This is a genomic window from Vibrio sp. PID17_43 (assembly GCF_002608565.1).
GTDB lineage: Bacteria > Pseudomonadota > Gammaproteobacteria > Enterobacterales > Vibrionaceae > Vibrio.
Genome location: NZ_LIXM01000033.1, coordinates 17198 through 35251, shown reverse-complemented (window position 1 = coordinate 35251; position 18054 = coordinate 17198). Strand labels below are relative to the sequence as shown.

Below are 18054 nucleotides of genomic sequence, written 5' to 3'. Positions count from 1 at the left end.
AAAGTGAAACCGAAACAGAATTTGCTTGGCGACCATAGCATTTTGGACCCACCTGATTTCCATGCCGAACTCAGAAGTGAAACGAAATAGCGCCGATGGTAGTGTGGGGCTTCCCCATGTGAGAGTAGGACATCGCCAGGCTTTTAATTTAAGGTACTTGTTCTGAACGACAAGTATCGGATAAAACAAAAGTTTTATCTCCGTGTGGAGCGGTAGTTCAGTTGGTTAGAATACCGGCCTGTCACGCCGGGGGTCGCGGGTTCGAGTCCCGTCCGCTCCGCCATTTATTCAGACAAAGCCCTAGCAGCAATGCTAGGGCTTTTTCGTATGTGTAAGATTTGAATTAATACAAAAAAGCGTAATGCGTTGCTAAAGGTAATACTAATCACAGTAAGTAATCAGAGTTAGCTCAGGAAAAACGCTAAAATTTTCGATAAGTAGTTATTCCACAATTAAAATTTTAAACGAAGTTATCGAGCGTTATAACAAGCTAGAATGATCGGTTATTTACTACGATTGGTATAACCTCGAAGATTAATTGTTCGGGTTTATTTCCTCTTTTTGTCTTCCTAGCTCCCTTTCATTGTATTTATAAATAACCATTAGTCGTATTTTTAGTGGTGCTGCTTATTTGTACTAAGTGATACCTGTAACTTTTTAAATACGTGTAACTGTTGGATGTTGTTTTCGCTGAATTCTAAGACTTTATAATCACTATTATTATAAATTTGATTACAATATCGCCATCAACTTTTCTGGGGGCATTATGGGACAACTATCCATTTTGGGCTTTATTGCATTAGGTGGCGCATTTGGTGCGTGTACTCGTTACTTAATTTCTGAACTTTGTGTAATGCTACTGGGGCGTGGTTTTCCTTACGGTACGTTAACGGTAAACGTCGTTGGCTCTTTCATCATAGGCCTTTTGATCGCTGCGTTTGAAACTGAACTGATAACAACTGATCCGTGGCGCCAAATTATCGGTCTTGGCTTTTTGGGTGCATTAACCACTTTTTCTACCTTCTCGATGGATAACGTGTTGCTTATGCAGCAGGGTGCCTTCTTTAAAATGGGATTGAACATACTGTTGAATGTCGTGTTAAGCATTTCAGCTGCATGGATTGGGTTCCAATTATTGATGCGTAGTTAGCAAAAATACTCAAATTTTAATCAGGTCGGCTTGGTTTAACCAAGCCGTTTTTATATACTGATTTCACTTGTCGGAGTGCCATAAGGCTGAGACCGTTAATTCGGGATCCGTTGAACCTGATCAGATTAGAATCTGCGAAGGGAACAAGAGAAGATATCTACACCAGAGTTCTATCTGGTCGACCTATCAAATAGTCGAATGTTGTTATAGACGAAGAGCACCCGCTCAACCTGTCCTTAATTCGATTCCTCTTGTCGCATCTATCCGCCAAGCATTTTTATCCCAATACTTTTTATCTAAGCATAACAAAGCAAGGAAAAATGCTATGTCGAGTCGCAAGCAAGCGAGACTGGAAGCAAAACAGTTCATTGATACACTCTCGGTACAACCGTACCCAAATTCAAGCAAAGTCTACGTAGAAGGTTCACGTCCCGATATTCGTGTGCCAATGCGTGAAATATCACTCGCTGATAGCCTTATTGGAGGCACAAAAGAAGCGCCTATTTTCGAGCCTAATGAGCCAGTACGCGTTTACGATACCTCAGGTGTATACACAGATCCAGAACACACCATAGACCTCTACAACGGCTTACCTAAGCTGCGAGAAGGGTGGATTGAAGAGCGCGCTGATACTGAACTACTCGATGAAGTAAGCTCGGTATACACCAAAGAGCGCTTAGAAGATGAAACGCTAGACGATCTTCGTTACGGTAATCTACCACGTATTCGACGTGCTAAAGGTGGGCAGTGTGTGACTCAGTTACACTATGCTCGCAAAGGCATTATTACCCCAGAAATGGAATACATCGCCCTACGTGAAAATATGGGGCGTGCTCAATACCGCGATGAAGTGCTGAATCAACAACATCCGGGTCAAAGCTTCGGAGCGAATCTTCCAAAAGACATTACCGCCGAGTTTGTGCGTAAAGAAGTCGCCGAAGGTCGCGCGATTATCCCTTCTAATATCAACCACCCAGAATCCGAACCAATGATCATTGGGCGTAACTTTTTGGTCAAAGTGAACGCCAACATCGGTAACTCATCAGTGACATCTTCGATTGAAGAAGAAGTAGAGAAGTTAGTATGGGCAACGCGCTGGGGTGGCGATACCGTTATGGATCTCTCTACTGGACGTAATATTCACGAAACTCGCGAGTGGATTCTACGTAACAGTCCGGTTCCGATCGGTACCGTACCCATGTATCAAGCGCTTGAGAAGGTGAATGGTGTTGCAGAAAACCTTAACTGGGAAGTGATGCGCGATACTCTGATTGAGCAAGCAGAGCAGGGCGTTGACTATTTCACTATCCATGCCGGTTTACTACTTAGCTATGTACCAATGACAGCAAAACGTGTTACTGGCATCGTTTCTCGTGGCGGTTCTATCATCGCGAAATGGTGTTTAGCACATCACCAAGAAAGCTTCTTATACACCCACTTCCGTGAGATCTGTGAAATTTGTGCTAAGTATGATGTGGCACTCTCTCTCGGTGATGGTCTGCGTCCTGGTTCGGTTGCCGATGCTAACGATGAAGCGCAATTTGCGGAGCTTCGTACCCTTGGTGAGTTAACCAAGATAGCGTGGGAATACGACGTTCAGGTCATTATCGAAGGTCCTGGTCATGTTCCAATGCATATGATCAAAGAGAACATGGAGGAGCAGCTAGAGCACTGCCATGAAGCTCCTTTCTACACGCTTGGTCCACTGACGACAGATGTTGCTCCTGGTTACGACCATATTACTTCAGGTATTGGCGCGGCCATGATTGGTTGGTATGGCTGTGCGATGCTTTGCTACGTAACTCCGAAAGAGCATCTTGGCTTACCAAATAAAGAAGACGTGAAGGTGGGCATGATCACTTACAAGCTTGCAGCGCACGCCGCTGACTTAGCGAAGGGACACCCTGGCGCTCAAGTACGTGATAACGCGCTGTCTAAGGCTCGCTTCGAGTTCCGGTGGGAAGACCAATTCAACTTGTCACTCGACCCAGATACCGCTCGTGCTTTCCATGATGAAACCTTACCTCAAGAGTCTGGCAAAGTTGCTCACTTTTGTTCGATGTGTGGACCAAAGTTCTGCTCCATGAAGATTTCCCAAGAGGTACGTGAGTACGCGAAAGATATTGAGCAAGTTGCTGCGGACCAAGCTATCTCGATCAAAATGCTTGATGACCCTCTCGATGGCATGCGTCAAAAATCGCAAGAATTTAGAGATACAGGATCTGAGTTGTACCACCCAGCAGCACATGCCGAGGTAAGTGATTAATGAGCCAAATCCTTATTCCGTCATCATTGATTGATCTGACGGGTTCAGTTCAGCAATGTTTGTTGGTGGCAAAAGAACAGGGGTTTAGCATTGAAGACATTGAGTTGGGTGTGAGCTCAACTCAATCTATTCAGCTTGTTCGCGACCAACAGACCACACACATAACGACTGATCTCATTGATGGTTATGACTCTGAGCCTAAGTGTTCATTTGCGCTTTATTATCGTTCTGCTTTATCGGTAGAAGCGTGCGCAAAGCAACCGTCAAAAGCGATTTATATTGGCATTGCTGATACGCAGGTTTTCGGTGAAAAGGAGAAAGTGCTTCAGCTTGATATCTGGCGTCACCCAATTAACGACGAAGTGAGAGCGCTTTCCGTTAAGTCTAAATACAACGTAATGTTCGAACCCGAACATCACCTTGCTTGGATCGTAACGCTGACAGTACTCGATTTTCCTATTGAAGATGCGTTAACACTTACTCGAGGAATGCTAACTCAACAAGCGAATGTTTCACGTGAAACACTATCGAATGACAACTTTGACGGAAGAAGCTCGATTCAGTGGGCTGACCAATTTGATGATTTCCCCACACCTGTACTGGAGGATAACCGACTCGGTATTCAAGTTGGTTGGTCTGCACAAGGTGAGAGCGTTAGCTTTCCAACTCTAACCAAGCAAAGTCTAGGGCTTTATCCAGTAGTTGATGATGTTGCTTGGATTGAGCGTTTACTGCCTTTAGGCATCAACACGATTCAACTACGAATCAAGAACCCACAACAAGTCGATTTAGAACAACAGATCATTCGAGCAATTGAGCTAGGTCGTCAGTATCAAGCACAAGTGTTCATCAATGACTATTGGCAGTTGGCAATCAAGCATGGCGCTTATGGCGTTCATCTAGGACAAGAAGATATAGAAGAATCGAATTTGGCTCAGCTAACCAAAGCCGGCATTCGTCTTGGTCTTTCTACTCATGGTTATTATGAGTTACTGCGTATCGTACAAATTCATCCTAGCTACATCGCTCTAGGGCATATTTTCCCAACCACCACAAAACAGATGCCATCGAAACCACAAGGTTTGTTGCGCTTGGCACGGTATCAAAAGCTGATTGATAGCATTCCTTATGGAAACGCGGAGTCGGTTTTCCATCCTTCAAAAGACAAAGCAGGTAGTGACTATGTGCTTGGCTTTCCGACGGTCGCGATTGGTGGCATTGACCAATCTAATGCAGACCAAGTTTGGCAAACGGGCGTCTCTAGTTTGGCAGTTGTGCGAGCTATTACGTTGGCAGAATCACCTCAGTCCGTCATCGAGTTTTTCGCACAACTGATGAAGGAAAGACAGCGAACGTTTACTGCTCAGAGTAGTGAATTTGCGGATACTAAGAGAGGCGAGCATGCTCACGGATAAGCAGTTCCTTCGCTATCAGCGCCAAGTCGCTCTTCCCGAAATTGCTGAAGGTGGGCAAGAACGTTTGAGCAAATCGCATGTGCTGGTCATCGGTTGTGGTGGGTTAGGCAGTGCAGCGAGTTTGTACTTGGCATCGGCGGGCATCGGTAAATTGGTTGTGGTTGATGATGATGAGGTTGATAGCAGTAACCTACAACGTCAGATCATTTATCGTGAACAAGACCTCCAAGTTGCGAAAACAGAAGCAACCGTAAAGCAGCTCACTGATCTTAATTCGATGATCCAAGTACGCGCTCTCAATAAGCGATTAGACACAGCACAGCTGCAGCTTGAGGTGATGTTGGCGGATGTGGTGCTGGACTGCACCGACAATATGCCAACCCGTCAGCTAATTAACCAAGTCTGTTTTGAACAAAACACGCCACTCATCTCAGCGGCGGCAATTGGTTGGCAGGGGCAGTTCGCCGTCTTTGATTATCAAACACCAAGTGAACAAGAAGTAGAAAGCAAAGCCTGTTACCGCTGTTTATATCCGTTCGATGAATTACCACAAACTCAAAAGTGTCGTGAGAGCGGTGTCGTCGGTCCGGTGGTCGGCACACTTGGTAATTACCAAGCGCTTGCGGCAATTCAAAAACTGGCGACGGGAAAGTTTCATGTCGAGACTGCCAAGTTACACCTGTTTGATGGATTGAAAATGCAATGGAAAACCATGGCGATAAGCAAAGATAAACAGTGCCAAGTGTGTGCTCAAGTTTAGCTTACGAGCTAACTGAGCAAGATTTCAAACTGGCTATTTATTAGTGATAAACAGCTAGAAGTCATGGTCGTAATTATGAGAGTTGGAAGAAATGATGTCATCAGAACAACAAACAACACTAATGACCGCTGCTGACTTAGATGTGATCACCATTGTCATCAATGATCAGTCACATCAAGTTGCCAGTGAGTCGAATTTACAACAAATCATTAGTCAATTTGAGCTGCCAGAAATGGGCTGCGTTTTTGCAATTAATAACAACGTTGTGCCGCGCAGTGAGTGGGCTAGCACCGTTCTTTCACAGGGAGATAGCATCTCTTTGTTTCAAGCGATCGCAGGAGGTTAACGTCGATGCTTAAAATTGGTGATAAAGAATTCGAATCTAGACTGTTCACAGGAACAGGGAAGTTTGCCAACGGCCGATTAATGGCAAAAGCGATTCAAGTGTCGGGCTCTCAACTTGCGACCATGGCGCTGAAGCGTGTGGATGTGAACGACCTACAAGACGATATTTTGCTGCCGTTAAAACAAGCGGGTGTGAACTTATTGCCGAACACCTCGGGTGCAAAGAACGCTAAAGATGCAGTGTTTGCTGCTCAACTGGCACGAGAAGCGTTGGATACCAACTGGCTAAAACTGGAGATTCACCCAGACCCGAAGTACTTAATGCCCGATCCAATTGAAACACTTACGGCTGCTGAGCAACTAGTACGTGAAGGGTTTATTGTGCTTCCTTACTGTCATGCTGATCCGGTTCTGTGTAAACGATTGGAAGAAGTGGGTTGTGCAGCGGTAATGCCTTTAGGTGCACCGATCGGTTCCAACAAGGGGATTGTTTCTCACGACTTCCTAGAGATCATCATCGATCAAGCCAACGTTCCAGTGGTTGTAGATGCGGGTATCGGTGCGCCATCACATGCTGCGCGTGCGATGGAAATGGGCGCAGATGCCGTGCTCGTCAATACCGCGATTTCAGCTTCGAGCGATCCCGTTGCGATGGCGAAGGCATTTAAGTTGGCGGTGGAGTCGGGACGTATGGCTTATGAAGCTGGTCTTGCTGGTAAGGTTTCTCATGCGGTTGCGTCGAGTCCACTGACGTCATTTCTAGATGAGCTTTAGTCTTAGATGTGTAGCTATTAAGTGAGGGAAACATGAGCTTCGTTGAACAATTTAAGCTGCTCAATTGGGATGACATTTCGATGTCGATTTACGCCAAAACCGCACAAGACGTTGAGCGAGCATTGAATAAACCCAAGCGTGATTTGGAAGACTTTAAAGCGCTAATTTCACCAGCGGCTGAAGCGTACTTAGAGCAAATGGCGCAGCTGTCATACTCGGCAACTCGCAAGCGTTTTGGTAATACCATGTCGCTTTATATCCCATTGTACCTTTCTAACTTGTGCGCCAATGCTTGTACTTATTGTGGTTTCTCGATGGAGAACAGAATTAAGCGTCGCACCTTGAATAGGGACGAAGTGGCTGCAGAAGTCGAAGCCATTAAACGAATGAAGTTCGATAGTGTATTAATTGTGACTGGTGAACACGAGACCAAAGTGGGTATGAAATACTTCCGCGAAATGGTGCCGATGATTAAGCAACGCTTTAATTATTTGGCGATGGAAGTGCAGCCACTTGGTCAAGATGAGTACGCAGAGCTCAAGACATTGGGTTTGGATGCGGTGATGGTCTATCAAGAAACGTATCATCCTTCGACCTATGCTGAGCATCATTTGCGAGGCAATAAGATGGACTTCGAATACCGATTGGATACACCTGATCGTCTTGCAAAAGCGGGTATCGACAAGATCGGTATTGGTGCTCTGATAGGATTGGAAGAGTGGCGTACAGATTGCTTTTATGTGGCAGCGCACTTGGACTATCTTGAGGGCACGTATTGGCAAACTCGTTACTCGATTTCATTCCCGCGTTTGCGTCCTTGTGAAGGTGCCCGTTCTTTAAACGGAAAGCAGCCAAAGTCAATAATGACGGACAAGCAGCTTGTTCAGCTGATTTGTGCTTATCGTTTATTGAATCCAGAAGTGGAGTTGTCACTATCGACTCGTGAGTCACCCAAGTTTAGGGACAATGCTTTTCCTTTGGGTATCACCAGTATGTCTGCCGCATCGAAAACTCAGCCGGGAGGTTATGCGATGGATGATGTGGAACTCGAGCAGTTTGAGATCTGTGATGAGCGAAGTGCTGGTTCTGTGGAAGATATGCTTCGAGCCAAAGGTTTTGACCCAGTATGGCGAGACTGGCACTCGGCGTATTCTGGTTAAGTCACAAGTAAAGTCACTGGTCATCGTTATGTTTCACGTGAAACATAAGCAAAAAGTAGAGGGTTGATGCAAAACATCAACCCTCTACTTTTCTAGCTTCTAGCTGTGCGCTATAGGTAGCGTTGCTTGACGAAGCCACTCTTTCACATCACCTTCAACAAGTGGGCTGATCTCATCCCACACTTTCTGATGGTAATCATTCAGCCAAGCAAGCTCCGGACGAGTTAGCATATCAACGTTGATGTTGCGCTTGTCGATTGGGCAGCGTGTTAGCGACTCAAATGACAGGACAGGGAAGTCACCGTTAGTGGGTGTTTCTACAGCAAGCTCTAGGTTTTCAATACGGATGCCAAATGCATCTGCACGGTAGTAACCTGGCTCGTTGGATAGCACCATACCTTCTGTTATCGGCACGTCGATTTGCTTCTTCGAAATGCTCGCAGGACCTTCATGAACACTTAGGAAGTGACCAACACCGTGGCCAGTACCGTGATCGTAATCGTAGCCTTCCGCCCATAGGTGCTGACGAGCTAGCGTATCAATTTGGTAACCACGAGTGCCTTTCGGGAAACGTGCACGAGCAACGCCAATGTGACCTTTTAGTGCGAGAGTGAATTGTTTAATCATCTCTTGTGATGGCAGACCGATCGCAATAGTACGCGTGATGTCTGTAGTGCCATCTAGATACTGACCACCTGAATCCACTAGGTAAAGTGTGTTCAGTTCTAGCTTGCCAGGTTCAGGTTGGTTTTCGTGGTTGTAGTGACACATCGCCGCGTTGCCGCCCGCTGCTGAAATGGTATCGAAGCTAAGGTCCATAAGTGTCGGGTCTTCGCTACGGAATGCTTCCAGTTTGTCAGCCAGTGTCGCTTCATCGTGCAGCTTACCAGCAACGACTTCTGCATCTAACCAAGATAGAAACTTGCTCATCGCCACGCCATCACGGATATGACATGCTTTCATGCCTGCGATTTCAACCGCGTTCTTCGCCGCTTTTGGCATTAGGCATGGATCAGCTTTACTCACCACTGATGCGCCAGCATTTTGTAGAACCAACTTAAACCATGCGTTACTTGTCGCAGGGTCAACCAGTACATTCTTGCCAGTTAGGGTTTCTAGTCGTGCTTGCAATGCTTCTGGGTGATGAACGGTCACACCCGCACCAACGTGAGCGTCAAACTCAGTAGGTAGACGAGCTGGGTCTAGGAAGTATTCCACGCTTGAATCTGAATGCAGAATCGCGTGAGAAAGCAGAACCGGTAGACGTGATACATCAAGACCACGAACGTTGAGCAACCAACAGATAGAATCTAGCGCTGTGATCACTGCGCTGTCTGCGCCGGTTTTTTTCACGAGCTCTGCGATTTCTTGGCGTTTGCTTTCACTGGATTGGCCAACTGCTTCTGTTGCCATTAAACGAACATCAGAAACCACAGGAGCAGGACGATCGTGCCACAGCTCATCAATTGGGTTGCTGTCGAGAATCTTAAGCTCAAGTGCGCCTGCAAGTTTTGCCTGTGCCATGTCTAGCCAAGCAGAGTTGTGCATGCGAGGGTCGATTGCCACAGATGCGCCATTTGTAAGATGGTCTTTAATCCAACCTAACGCAGGCTCTTCAATCAGGTGGCGGTATTCGAATAGATCAGCAGGAACCTGCTTTGTTACTTGTACCGTGTAGCGACCATCAACAAAGATAGCGGCTTTGTCTTTGGTGATTACCGCAGCACCAGCAGAACCGGTAAAACCAGTTAGCCAATGTAAACGCTCGTTGTGCGCTGGTACGTATTCGCCCAAGTACTCGTCTTCATGTGGGACTAGTAGGGCATCAATATTATGTTGTGCTAGCCACTCGCGAACTGCATTCACGCGGCTTTGGGTATCGTTGTGCATCTGTGTTATTCCTTCAAATTACCGCTTCTTCATGCTCAGGTGTGGGAGCTGTTTCCATCTGCTTCATGCAGTTTACGATTCCATTGAGGTTCGCAATCACCTCAATAGAGTCGCAGTACAACAGGCCATAGATGAGCCAAAAAGGACTATCGACTGTTAAGCTACTCATTTTATCGCAAGAGCGCAAATCGCGTCCGGGATTTTTATCTAAGATGATCGGTTTTTTGCGTGATCATGGTACGTAGCCAAGTTAAAGCTGGGTCATTTTCTCTGTCTCGGTGCCAGAACAAAGTGTATGCCATGGGCGGGAATTCGAGTGGCAGTGGCAGCAATGCCATGTCGTGTTGCTTGGCTGCCAGTTTCACAAAGTGGCTTGGCGCGGTAAACACAAAATCGGTGTAAGAGCACAAACTCGCGGCGCTGTTAAAGTCCGGTACAGTTACCGCGATATCACGTTCGCGACCAATGTCGGCTAAACGATAGTCGAGCAACCAACGGTCATTGCCATCGCAACGTACTTGAACATGACGCAGTGCTAGGTAAGCTTCCAAGTTCCAATTACCACGCAAAGCAGGGTGGTCTTTACGCACGATACACATCTGGTGGTCGCGATAGATTTCCTGCTCGCAAATGTCGTCTGGCGGCAGCATAGTCAGTTTGGCATCGTTGATGTCGATGTCTCGACCTGTCATGCCTAAATCAATTTCACCACGTTGAATCATCTTAAACGTCTGTTCTGACCATGAGTGGGTACTGATGGTTACGCCCGGCGCTTGCTGGAATATCGCCGGCAAGAAGTGGGGCAGGATTAATGGGTAAACACTCTCTACTGCGGCGATTTGGAAACGGTATTCACTACTCTGTGGAGCGAACTCTTCGGGTTGAGTCAGCACCTCAAGTTGGTTTATCAACAGATCCAGTTTCGGTTTGAGGAACAATGCGCGCGGCGTTGGCGTCAATCCATGTGAGTTTCGAGTGAATAGAGGATCATCAAATTGGGTACGTAATTTGGCTAAGGATTTACTCACCGCCGACTGGCTCAAGCACACTCGGTGGGCGGCGCGAGTGACATTCAACTCTTCAATCAGCACCTTAAAACAGACCAGTAAGTTAAGGTCGATGCGCGCCAGTTTTTCTACGTTCACAGTGATTTTCCCTATTGGAATAATGGTCATGATTATACATCATTTCCATTCATATCATCAGATGATTAAGCTTTGCGCAAAAGTTCTTGTTCAATTTGGAGTGTTTTGTGTCTAGCCATATTACTAATAGCAAAAAACAGATGGCGCTATTGACCATGTTAGTTCTGTTCAGTCCGCTTGCGATTGATATTTATCTGCCTGCTTTACCCCTTATCGCGTCCACTTTTCAGGTAGAAAATGCACTAGCACAAGACACCATTACTTGGTTCCTATTTGCTATGGGCGTTGGCCAGCTATTCGCAGGCCCCTTGGCAGATAAACTCGGACGTCGAACCGTTGCATTGGGCGGCATCACCATCTACGCATTGAGCGCTGTATTGGCGTGGAGTGCTCAAAATATTGAGTGGATGTTGACGGCTCGTTTGCTACAAGGCTTAGGTGCATGTGCAACATCTGTAGCAGCCTTTGCAACCGTTCGCGACATCTTCGGTCCGGAAAAATGCGGAAAAATGATCAGCTATCTTAACGGGGCGATCTGCTTTATCCCGGCATTGGCACCGATTCTTGGTAGCTGGTTAACCCAGCAATTTGATTGGCGTGCAAACTTCAGCTTTATGGCCGGTTTTGCTGTGATTGCGGGTGCGATGATGTTCTTCGGCATGAAGGAAACCAATCCTGCAACAGAAAAGCAGGCGGTATTTAAACTGAGCCGCTACTGGACAGTATTGAGCACACCATCATTCATCTTCCATGCATCACTGTGTTTGATGGCGATGGCTGTGATTCTTGCTTACGTCACATCTGCACCGGTGGTGTTGATGACGGGCATGGGCTTGTCGATGAATGAATTCACGTTTTGGTTTGGTCTCAACGCGGCGTTTAACATTGCAGCTTGTATGTTAGCGCCTAAGTTCATGGATCGTTGGGGCACACATAATTCACTTGTTGTGGGTATCACTATATTGGGCATTGCAGGTGTGGTGATGATGGTAATGCATGAATACGATACAGCATTCTCTTTCATGCTACCCATCTTTATGTCTTCTGTCGGTTTTGCTTGGATTTTGGGGGCGGCGGCAGGTAAAGCACTTGAGCCATTTGGTGATAAGGCTGGTACCGCAGCAGCACTACTTGGCTTGTTCCAGATGAGTGGTGCAGGTTTGTTGGTCGGTACGCTACAGCGTCTATCACTTGATCCACAAACACTGATTGCGATTCATATGTGGGTGTTGCTACCAGCATTGCTGATTCTGTTCACGAAAGCAGGCAAGAACTGGCATACGAAGTTGGTGAATGCATAAAACAGCTCAATTTAGTATTTTCCAATGTAACTAACGCGTGTATATTTGTCGCTTAAACTTTTCTCGACACCACAACGGAACTCAGCAAGTAATGTCGTTAACCACCTATGAAATGGCTCGTATCTTAGAGCAAATGGAAGAATCACCAGAGAAGGTGATGTTTGGCAAGTTGCTAAATGAACTGGGTAATCAGAGCTCAGAGCGTGTTCGTAGTGCGGCAAAGCAAGTTCCATTGCCAATCTTGCGTGACCTTGTGTATCAGTTTCAGCAAGTGATTGAATCGCGTAAAGGCGAGCAAGTTGAGCTGATGGCAAAAGAATTGGCCCAGAAAGGCATTTCAGCAGAAGAGTTGCTGGCTTACTTAAACAAATAAAAAATCCCCCCCGCAGACGCGGGGATTTTTTTATTTGGCGATCTTGTTTTTCAACCATTGGTCGAGTGAAATTGGTCCGGGTCCCCAGACGATGACGATAAGTATCATCAAGCCCCACAGTTGGTGGTCATAAAACCCTTTCTCCCACAGCAGCGGGTAAGAGATCACGGCGATGATGTTAAACACAAACAAAATCGCAGCCATTGGACGGGTAATCAAACCAAGCGCTAAGAAAGCAGGTAGCACCAGTTCGGCAGCCGTGCCTAAGTAAGCGGCGAGTTCCCATGGCAGCAATGGCACTTGGTATTCCAACTCGAACAGATAAAGCGTGCTATCCCAAGACGTGATTTTGATCAGTCCTGAATTGAAAAATACCCACGCTACCCAAAAGCGGCAAAATAACAGCATTAAAGGGACAAAGCCTGCTTGTAGGGTACTGATTAAATCGTCGTACCGATTGACTAAGTTTTTAACCGTATCCGTCATAGAGTGCTCCTTAAATTGGTTTCAATGTAAAGCCGTCAACGAGATCGAGTGCCATGATGCTATTGAGATGAGCGAGTAAAACTTTAGGTATTACGCTCAAACTCAGCTTCTGCTCTAAACATTGCAGCAGTTGGAAGAGATCGGCATCGAGTGCGTGACATAAGGCTTCTCCATTAGCTTGAATCGAGATAGCACCTTGTTGTAATTGATTGATGTTGAGTTGTTCAAATTGCCCAGTTTGAATCGCAGAAAACAAATCAAACACGGCATAATCGGAGGCAAAACTTCGGCAACCTTGTTTCAGGTGCAATACCAAAGCGGGTTGAAGTTCTTCACTTACTTGACCAAGCAAAGCAAGTGGTTTTATCTCAGCTGAGCGAGGTTCTTCGAATAGGGTTTGTCGGGCGAGATCGATGTACCATTCGAAGCGTGCGACTTCTGGGCAGTAGGGCGCCTGATCGATCACCTGATTAAATTGCATGATGGTGTCCTGAAAGCCTTCGCCATAATGCACCACATTGCCTTCTTCTAATGGGGAAGTGAGTACGTGTTGACGCGCAATCTGTTTAAAGCACTCTTCACCAAGCAATGCTTCCACCATCGGATAGGTTGCCGATAAAACCTCACTCAAACTGACAATGAAGTTGTTGCGGTAAATCTGCATGCGTTCCTCTGCCGTAAACTCTTCACTGGCAATATCGCAATCTTCACCGAGTGCTTGATAGTGCAGAGCTTTAGCAAACTGGCTTTGTAAATTGGCTAGATTCATGATGCCTTCCTTGGCTCGCTTTGTTCACTTGGAAGTGTGCCTTGTAACAGCAGTTGCGATGCTTTCTGGGCTTCTCCGAGCAAGACTTCTGGCGCGGGGATATCCAAATCCCATTCAATCAACGCATGACGTGGACCGTGTTTTTTTGTCCACTGCGCGAACAATTGCCAAACGTCATCGCTGATTGGGCGGCTATGGGTATCAATCCATATCTCACCCTTGTCGAGTTGTTTGATGGTAAAACCTGCCAAGTGAATCTCATCCACTTTGTCGGCTGGCATCGCATCTAGGTAGGTGTCGCAATCAAAACCGTGGTTGAACGCCGAAACATAAACATTGTTTAAATCGAGCAACAAACGACAGTCAGTGCGCTTTTGTACTTCGGTAAGAAACTCCCATTCGCTGATAGTCGAATGTTGAAACTTCACATAACTAGATGGGTTCTCTATCAAGATCTCGCGCTGCAAATAATCCTGCACTTCATTCACGTTGCGAGTGAACACCTTCAGTGCTTCTTCCGTGTAGGGCAGTGGGAGTAGGTCATTAAAGTAGTGACCGCCGTTTTCACTCCAACTTAAATGGTCAGAAACAAGAATCGGAACGATTGAATCAATCAGCGCTTTGAGTTGAGCAAGGTGCTTTTTATTCACACGTTCCACTGAACCAAGTGACAAGCCGATACCGTGACAGCTGACTTGATACTTCTCGCGCAGACTCTGTAGCTGATAGCGTTCTGCCGCATTGGGTTGGAAGTAGTTTTCACTGTGGATTTCTAACCAAGACAACCCAGGAGCGCTCTGGCTGAAATAATCGAGGTGAGGGGTTCTTAGTCCGACACCAACAAGTTCATGGAAGATGTGGTGTTTCACGTGAAACTCCTTTTCAGATTGGACGGGAAAGTAAGGATGCGCGGCTCCGCGACTACGCATCCAGAAACAGCGGCGATAAAAAATTAGGAAGAAGTCGTACTACCGCCAGCAAGTTTGTCGCACAGCCCTTTAGGAACGACGACGAATGCGTCTTTTTGGTTATCTTCTTTCGAGGTACCAGCACAAGAGCTGCTTTTCGTTGCGCAATCATTTTTACCTGCTTTTGCAACGCCGTAGCATTTTTCTTTTTCAGCAGCGACAGCAGGAGCCGAAGTGAGCATCGTGCCCCCTAGAGCGAGTAAACCAGTAACAGCAGCAGTAACAGCAAGATTTGACTTTTTCATAGTTATTTCCTCTGAATGATTTCCTTTACTTTAAGTTGGCAAGGTGAACCGCCTGTTTTGGCGTTTTGTTAACAGCTTACTTAATTTAAAAGATAGGAAATTGACTAAAAAACTTTCAGAAAAACGGAGGAAATGGACGGTATATTGAGTGAATGTCATACAAGGTCTTGATGTTCAGTGCAAAAAAGCCGCAAACTTTTTATCAAGTTTTGTCTAAACAGCACCCAGTTGTTTAGGTTATAATCTATTTTTATGTATAAATAACCAGTAGCTCTCATCATGATGGATCCATCTCTATTACTTGACGGTTTGAACGACAAACAGCGTGAAGCCGTTGCAGCGCCTCTAGAAAACTTGCTCATCCTTGCTGGTGCGGGAAGTGGTAAAACGCGTGTGCTTGTGCACCGTATCGCTTGGTTGATGTCGGTAGAGCAGGCTTCTCCGTTCTCTATCATGTCGGTCACCTTTACCAACAAAGCGGCAGCAGAGATGCGTGGGCGTATTGAAGAGCTTATGATGGGGAGTGCCGGTGGTATGTGGAATGGCACGTTCCACGGCATTTGTCACCGTATTCTGCGTGCACACTATCTTGATGCCAAGCTGCCGGAAGATTTCCAAATCATCGACAGTGATGACCAGCAACGCCTACTAAAGCGTTTGATCAAAGCGCAAAACCTCGATGAGAAGCAGTGGCCTGCGCGCCAAGTTGCGTGGTGGATTAACGGCAAGAAGGATGAAGGTTTGCGCCCAGCGCACATCGATGCGTACCACGATCCAGTCACGAAAACTTACCTACAACTGTACACCGCATATCAAGAAGCGTGTGACCGAGCGGGTTTGGTCGACTTTGCGGAAATCTTGTTGCGCGCACATGAGCTACTGCGTGATAACAAGTTCGTCCGTGAACACTACCAAGCGCGCTTTAAGCATATTTTGGTTGACGAGTTCCAAGATACCAACAATATTCAATACGCTTGGCTGCGTATGATGGCGGGTCCAGAGTGCCATGTGATGATTGTCGGTGATGATGACCAGTCCATTTATGGTTGGCGTGGCGCGAAAATCGAGAATATTGAGAAGTTTACGCTGGAATTCCCAAGTGTGAACACCATTCGTCTTGAGCAAAATTACCGTTCTACCAAGACGATCTTGGAAGCATCGAACGCGCTAATCGCTAATAACACCGAGCGAATGGGTAAAGAGCTTTGGACTGATGGCATCGTCGGTGAGCCGATCTCAGTTTACAGTGCTTACAACGAATTGGATGAAGCGCGTTTCGCGGTTAACAAGATCAAAGAGTGGCAAGACAAGGGTGGTGTTCTGAGTGATGCTGCCATGCTTTACCGTAACAACGCTCAGTCACGTGTTCTGGAAGAAGCGTTGCTTCAAGCAGGTTTACCTTACCGCATTTATGGCGGCATGCGATTCTTCGAACGCCAGGAAATTAAAGATGCGTTGAGCTACATGCGCTTAATGGCGAATCGTAATGATGATGCGGCGTTTGAGCGTGTTGTTAATACACCAACGCGTGGCTTAGGTGATAAGACCTTAGAAACCATTCGTCGTGCCGCTCGTGATCGTGGTTGTACTATGTGGGAAGCGAGTGTGGCGATGTTGGATGAGCAAGTTCTCGCGGGGCGTGCGGCTGGTGCGTTGAGCCGATTTATCGAGCTTATTACTGCACTGGAAGATGACACTATCGAGATGCCACTACACCACCAAACTGACCATGTGATCAGATACTCGGGCTTGTTCACGATGTACGAGCAAGAGAAGGGTGAAAAGTCTAAGGCGCGTATTGAGAACTTGGAGGAATTGGTGACCGCAACGCGTCAATTTGAGAAGCCAGAAGAAGCCGAAGACATGTCACTGCTGACGGCATTCCTTACTCACGCAGCATTAGAAGCGGGCGAAGGACAAGCGGACGAGTTTGAGGATGCGGTTCAGCTAATGACGCTGCACAGTGCGAAAGGTCTAGAGTTCCCATTGGTGTTTATGGTGGGTGTGGAAGAAGGCATGTTCCCAAGTCAAATGTCGGCGGAAGAAGCCGGGCGCTTAGAAGAAGAGCGTCGTTTGTGCTACGTAGGCATGACCCGTGCAATGCAAAAGCTCTACATCACCTATGCGGAAATGCGCCGTTTGTATGGTCAGGATAAGTATCACAAGCCATCTCGCTTTATTCGTGAATTACCAGAAACCTGCTTGGATGAAGTACGTATGAAGGCGCAGGTCAGTCGCCCAACAAGTAGCGGTCGCTTTAGCCAAACCGTGGTGAAAGAAAGCTTTAATGAAACAGGCTTTACGCTCGGTTCTCGCGTGATGCATCCGAAGTTCGGAGAAGGTACTATCATCAACTTTGAAGGCAGTGGTCCACAAAGTCGCGTACAGATCGCTTTTAACGGTGAAGGCATTAAGTGGTTAGTGACTGCTTATGCGCGACTTGAGAAGCTGTAAGGCTTTGCGAAAATCAATAGTTTCAAGAGCTGCTTCGGCGGCTCTTTTTATTTTTACTATTTAAGCCAATAAAACTTGTTGTCGGAAAGTGTTGTTTGAGGTGGGCTTTATCCTATTTCAGGTAAAGAAAAACCCCGAGGGCTTGCGCCCATCGGGGTTATAGTCTTACTCGCAGCAATCCGGCTACTAAGAGTGCTCCATGCATCTAATCCATGATAGTGTGCTGAATCCGTCAGCTTAATCCTTACGTCGCCATCCTAGCGGTGTCCTTGACCTTATCCTGGTCTGCTAACAATCCTCGTTAGCTCTCATCACTTGTTCCCTGAGCGGTGTCCCTGACATCATCCTGATGTTCAAATCCTTGCCTCGTCCAGAGGTGTCCATTTCCCATCCTTAGTAGCAACCATCCTAGTCACTATTGATTCCGTTCAATGTCCAATTTTGCAATCCATGCCCGACCATTCATCCTGAATAATCGTTTCTTCTTCCTGAAGTTCACCAAGTCCTTGGTGTTTCCTGTTCCGTGTCAGCATCCTTCCGACAGGGTTAATAT

General features: G+C 46.5%; 16 protein-coding genes, 1 tRNA gene, 1 rRNA gene and 1 riboswitch. Of the genes, 12 read left to right on the top strand and 6 right to left on the bottom strand.

Annotated elements, in window-relative coordinates; translation table 11 throughout:
• The first annotated feature begins 24 nt into the window (after positions 1 to 24).
• From rrf to thiH, 9 genes are all read left to right on the top strand, one after another.
• Positions 25 to 141: ribosomal RNA gene (gene rrf / locus AK965_RS18730) — 5S ribosomal RNA — on the top strand.
• 65 nt (positions 142 to 206) lie between these two features.
• Positions 207 to 283 (top strand) — tRNA-Asp (locus tag AK965_RS18725).
• 483 nt (positions 284 to 766) lie between these two features.
• Positions 767 to 1150: a fluoride efflux transporter CrcB gene (crcB, locus tag AK965_RS18720; RefSeq protein WP_099081032.1), complete on the top strand. Its 384-nt coding sequence runs from the start codon at positions 767 to 769 to the stop codon at positions 1148 to 1150.
• Positions 1151 to 1211: 61 nt separating this feature from the next.
• Positions 1212 to 1310, top strand: a riboswitch (TPP riboswitch).
• Positions 1311 to 1475: 165 nt separating this feature from the next.
• Positions 1476 to 3416 carry a phosphomethylpyrimidine synthase ThiC gene (gene thiC / locus AK965_RS18715; protein ID WP_099081031.1) on the top strand — a complete coding sequence of 647 codons (1941 nt, stop codon included), beginning with the start codon at positions 1476 to 1478 and terminating at the stop codon, positions 3414 to 3416.
• The gene (locus AK965_RS18710) at positions 3416 to 4831 is read left to right on the top strand and encodes a thiamine phosphate synthase (protein ID WP_099081030.1); all 1416 of its coding nucleotides are present in this window, start codon (positions 3416 to 3418) and stop codon (positions 4829 to 4831) included. The genes thiC and AK965_RS18710 overlap by 1 nt, the downstream gene beginning before the upstream one ends.
• A complete protein-coding gene (locus AK965_RS18705; RefSeq protein WP_099081029.1) occupies positions 4818 to 5591 on the top strand; it encodes a HesA/MoeB/ThiF family protein in 774 nt (257 codons plus the stop codon). The genes AK965_RS18710 and AK965_RS18705 overlap by 14 nt, the downstream gene beginning before the upstream one ends.
• Positions 5592 to 5682: 91 nt before the next feature.
• On the top strand, positions 5683 to 5937 hold the full coding sequence (thiS, locus tag AK965_RS18700) for a sulfur carrier protein ThiS (RefSeq protein WP_099081028.1): 255 nt from the start codon (positions 5683 to 5685) through the stop codon (positions 5935 to 5937).
• Between the two features lie 5 nt (positions 5938 to 5942).
• Positions 5943 to 6710 (top strand): thiazole synthase, encoded by a 768-nt coding sequence (locus AK965_RS18695; RefSeq protein WP_099081027.1) that lies wholly within the window; start codon positions 5943 to 5945, stop codon positions 6708 to 6710.
• 32 nt (positions 6711 to 6742) lie between these two features.
• Positions 6743 to 7870 carry a 2-iminoacetate synthase ThiH gene (gene thiH / locus AK965_RS18690; protein WP_099081026.1) on the top strand — a complete coding sequence of 376 codons (1128 nt, stop codon included), beginning with the start codon at positions 6743 to 6745 and terminating at the stop codon, positions 7868 to 7870.
• 99 nt (positions 7871 to 7969) lie between these two features.
• On the opposite strand, the gene AK965_RS18685 is transcribed toward thiH, so the two are convergent.
• Both AK965_RS18685 and AK965_RS18680 read right to left on the bottom strand, forming a co-directional pair.
• The gene (locus tag AK965_RS18685; protein WP_099081025.1) at positions 7970 to 9760 is read right to left on the bottom strand and encodes an aminopeptidase P family protein; all 1791 of its coding nucleotides are present in this window, start codon (positions 9758 to 9760) and stop codon (positions 7970 to 7972) included.
• Positions 9761 to 9963: 203 nt separating this feature from the next.
• Positions 9964 to 10905, bottom strand: coding sequence for a LysR substrate-binding domain-containing protein (locus AK965_RS18680; RefSeq protein WP_099081034.1), 942 nt, complete (start codon positions 10903 to 10905; stop codon positions 9964 to 9966).
• Positions 10906 to 11012: 107 nt separating this feature from the next.
• Here AK965_RS18680 and AK965_RS18675 point away from each other — a divergent pair, with 107 nt between their 5' ends.
• Positions 11013 to 12206 (top strand): multidrug effflux MFS transporter, encoded by a 1194-nt coding sequence (locus AK965_RS18675; protein ID WP_216360622.1) that lies wholly within the window; start codon positions 11013 to 11015, stop codon positions 12204 to 12206.
• A gap of 91 nt (positions 12207 to 12297) precedes the next feature.
• Complete coding sequence (locus AK965_RS18670) at positions 12298 to 12579, top strand: hypothetical protein (RefSeq protein WP_099081024.1); 282 nt, start codon at positions 12298 to 12300, stop codon at positions 12577 to 12579.
• A gap of 30 nt (positions 12580 to 12609) precedes the next feature.
• Here AK965_RS18670 and AK965_RS18665 read toward each other — a convergent pair whose 3' ends face one another.
• The 4 genes from AK965_RS18665 to AK965_RS18650 form a co-directional block, all read right to left on the bottom strand.
• On the bottom strand, positions 12610 to 13065 hold the full coding sequence (locus tag AK965_RS18665; protein ID WP_099081023.1) for a DoxX family protein: 456 nt from the start codon (positions 13063 to 13065) through the stop codon (positions 12610 to 12612).
• 10 nt (positions 13066 to 13075) lie between these two features.
• Positions 13076 to 13834: a DNA-binding domain-containing protein gene (locus AK965_RS18660; protein WP_099081022.1), complete on the bottom strand. Its 759-nt coding sequence runs from the start codon at positions 13832 to 13834 to the stop codon at positions 13076 to 13078.
• Complete coding sequence (locus AK965_RS18655) at positions 13831 to 14703, bottom strand: DUF692 domain-containing protein (RefSeq protein ID WP_099081021.1); 873 nt, start codon at positions 14701 to 14703, stop codon at positions 13831 to 13833. The genes AK965_RS18660 and AK965_RS18655 overlap by 4 nt, the downstream gene beginning before the upstream one ends.
• Positions 14704 to 14786: 83 nt before the next feature.
• Entirely contained in the window at positions 14787 to 15047 is a 261-nt protein-coding gene (locus tag AK965_RS18650; protein WP_099081020.1) for a DUF2282 domain-containing protein, read from the bottom strand.
• Between the two features lie 279 nt (positions 15048 to 15326).
• Between AK965_RS18650 and uvrD the strand changes: the two genes are divergently transcribed.
• Positions 15327 to 17501 carry a DNA helicase II gene (uvrD, locus tag AK965_RS18645; RefSeq protein ID WP_099081019.1) on the top strand — a complete coding sequence of 725 codons (2175 nt, stop codon included), beginning with the start codon at positions 15327 to 15329 and terminating at the stop codon, positions 17499 to 17501.
• Positions 17502 to 18054 lie beyond the last annotated feature (553 nt).

Coding starts and splice junctions, on each gene's coding strand:
- AK965_RS18660 (WP_099081022.1), bottom strand. CDS start 13,834: ATGAATCTAGCCAATTTACAAAGCCAGTTTGCTAAAGCTCTGCACTAT.
- AK965_RS18670 (WP_099081024.1), top strand. CDS start 12,298: ATGTCGTTAACCACCTATGAAATGGCTCGTATCTTAGAGCAAATGGAA.
- AK965_RS18710 (WP_099081030.1), top strand. CDS start 3,416: ATGAGCCAAATCCTTATTCCGTCATCATTGATTGATCTGACGGGTTCA.
- crcB (WP_099081032.1), top strand. CDS start 767: ATGGGACAACTATCCATTTTGGGCTTTATTGCATTAGGTGGCGCATTT.
- thiH (WP_099081026.1), top strand. CDS start 6,743: ATGAGCTTCGTTGAACAATTTAAGCTGCTCAATTGGGATGACATTTCG.
- thiS (WP_099081028.1), top strand. CDS start 5,683: ATGATGTCATCAGAACAACAAACAACACTAATGACCGCTGCTGACTTA.
- thiC (WP_099081031.1), top strand. CDS start 1,476: ATGTCGAGTCGCAAGCAAGCGAGACTGGAAGCAAAACAGTTCATTGAT.
- AK965_RS18650 (WP_099081020.1), bottom strand. CDS start 15,047: ATGAAAAAGTCAAATCTTGCTGTTACTGCTGCTGTTACTGGTTTACTC.
- uvrD (WP_099081019.1), top strand. CDS start 15,327: ATGATGGATCCATCTCTATTACTTGACGGTTTGAACGACAAACAGCGT.
- AK965_RS18685 (WP_099081025.1), bottom strand. CDS start 9,760: ATGCACAACGATACCCAAAGCCGCGTGAATGCAGTTCGCGAGTGGCTA.
- AK965_RS18695 (WP_099081027.1), top strand. CDS start 5,943: ATGCTTAAAATTGGTGATAAAGAATTCGAATCTAGACTGTTCACAGGA.
- AK965_RS18665 (WP_099081023.1), bottom strand. CDS start 13,065: ATGACGGATACGGTTAAAAACTTAGTCAATCGGTACGACGATTTAATC.
- AK965_RS18705 (WP_099081029.1), top strand. CDS start 4,818: ATGCTCACGGATAAGCAGTTCCTTCGCTATCAGCGCCAAGTCGCTCTT.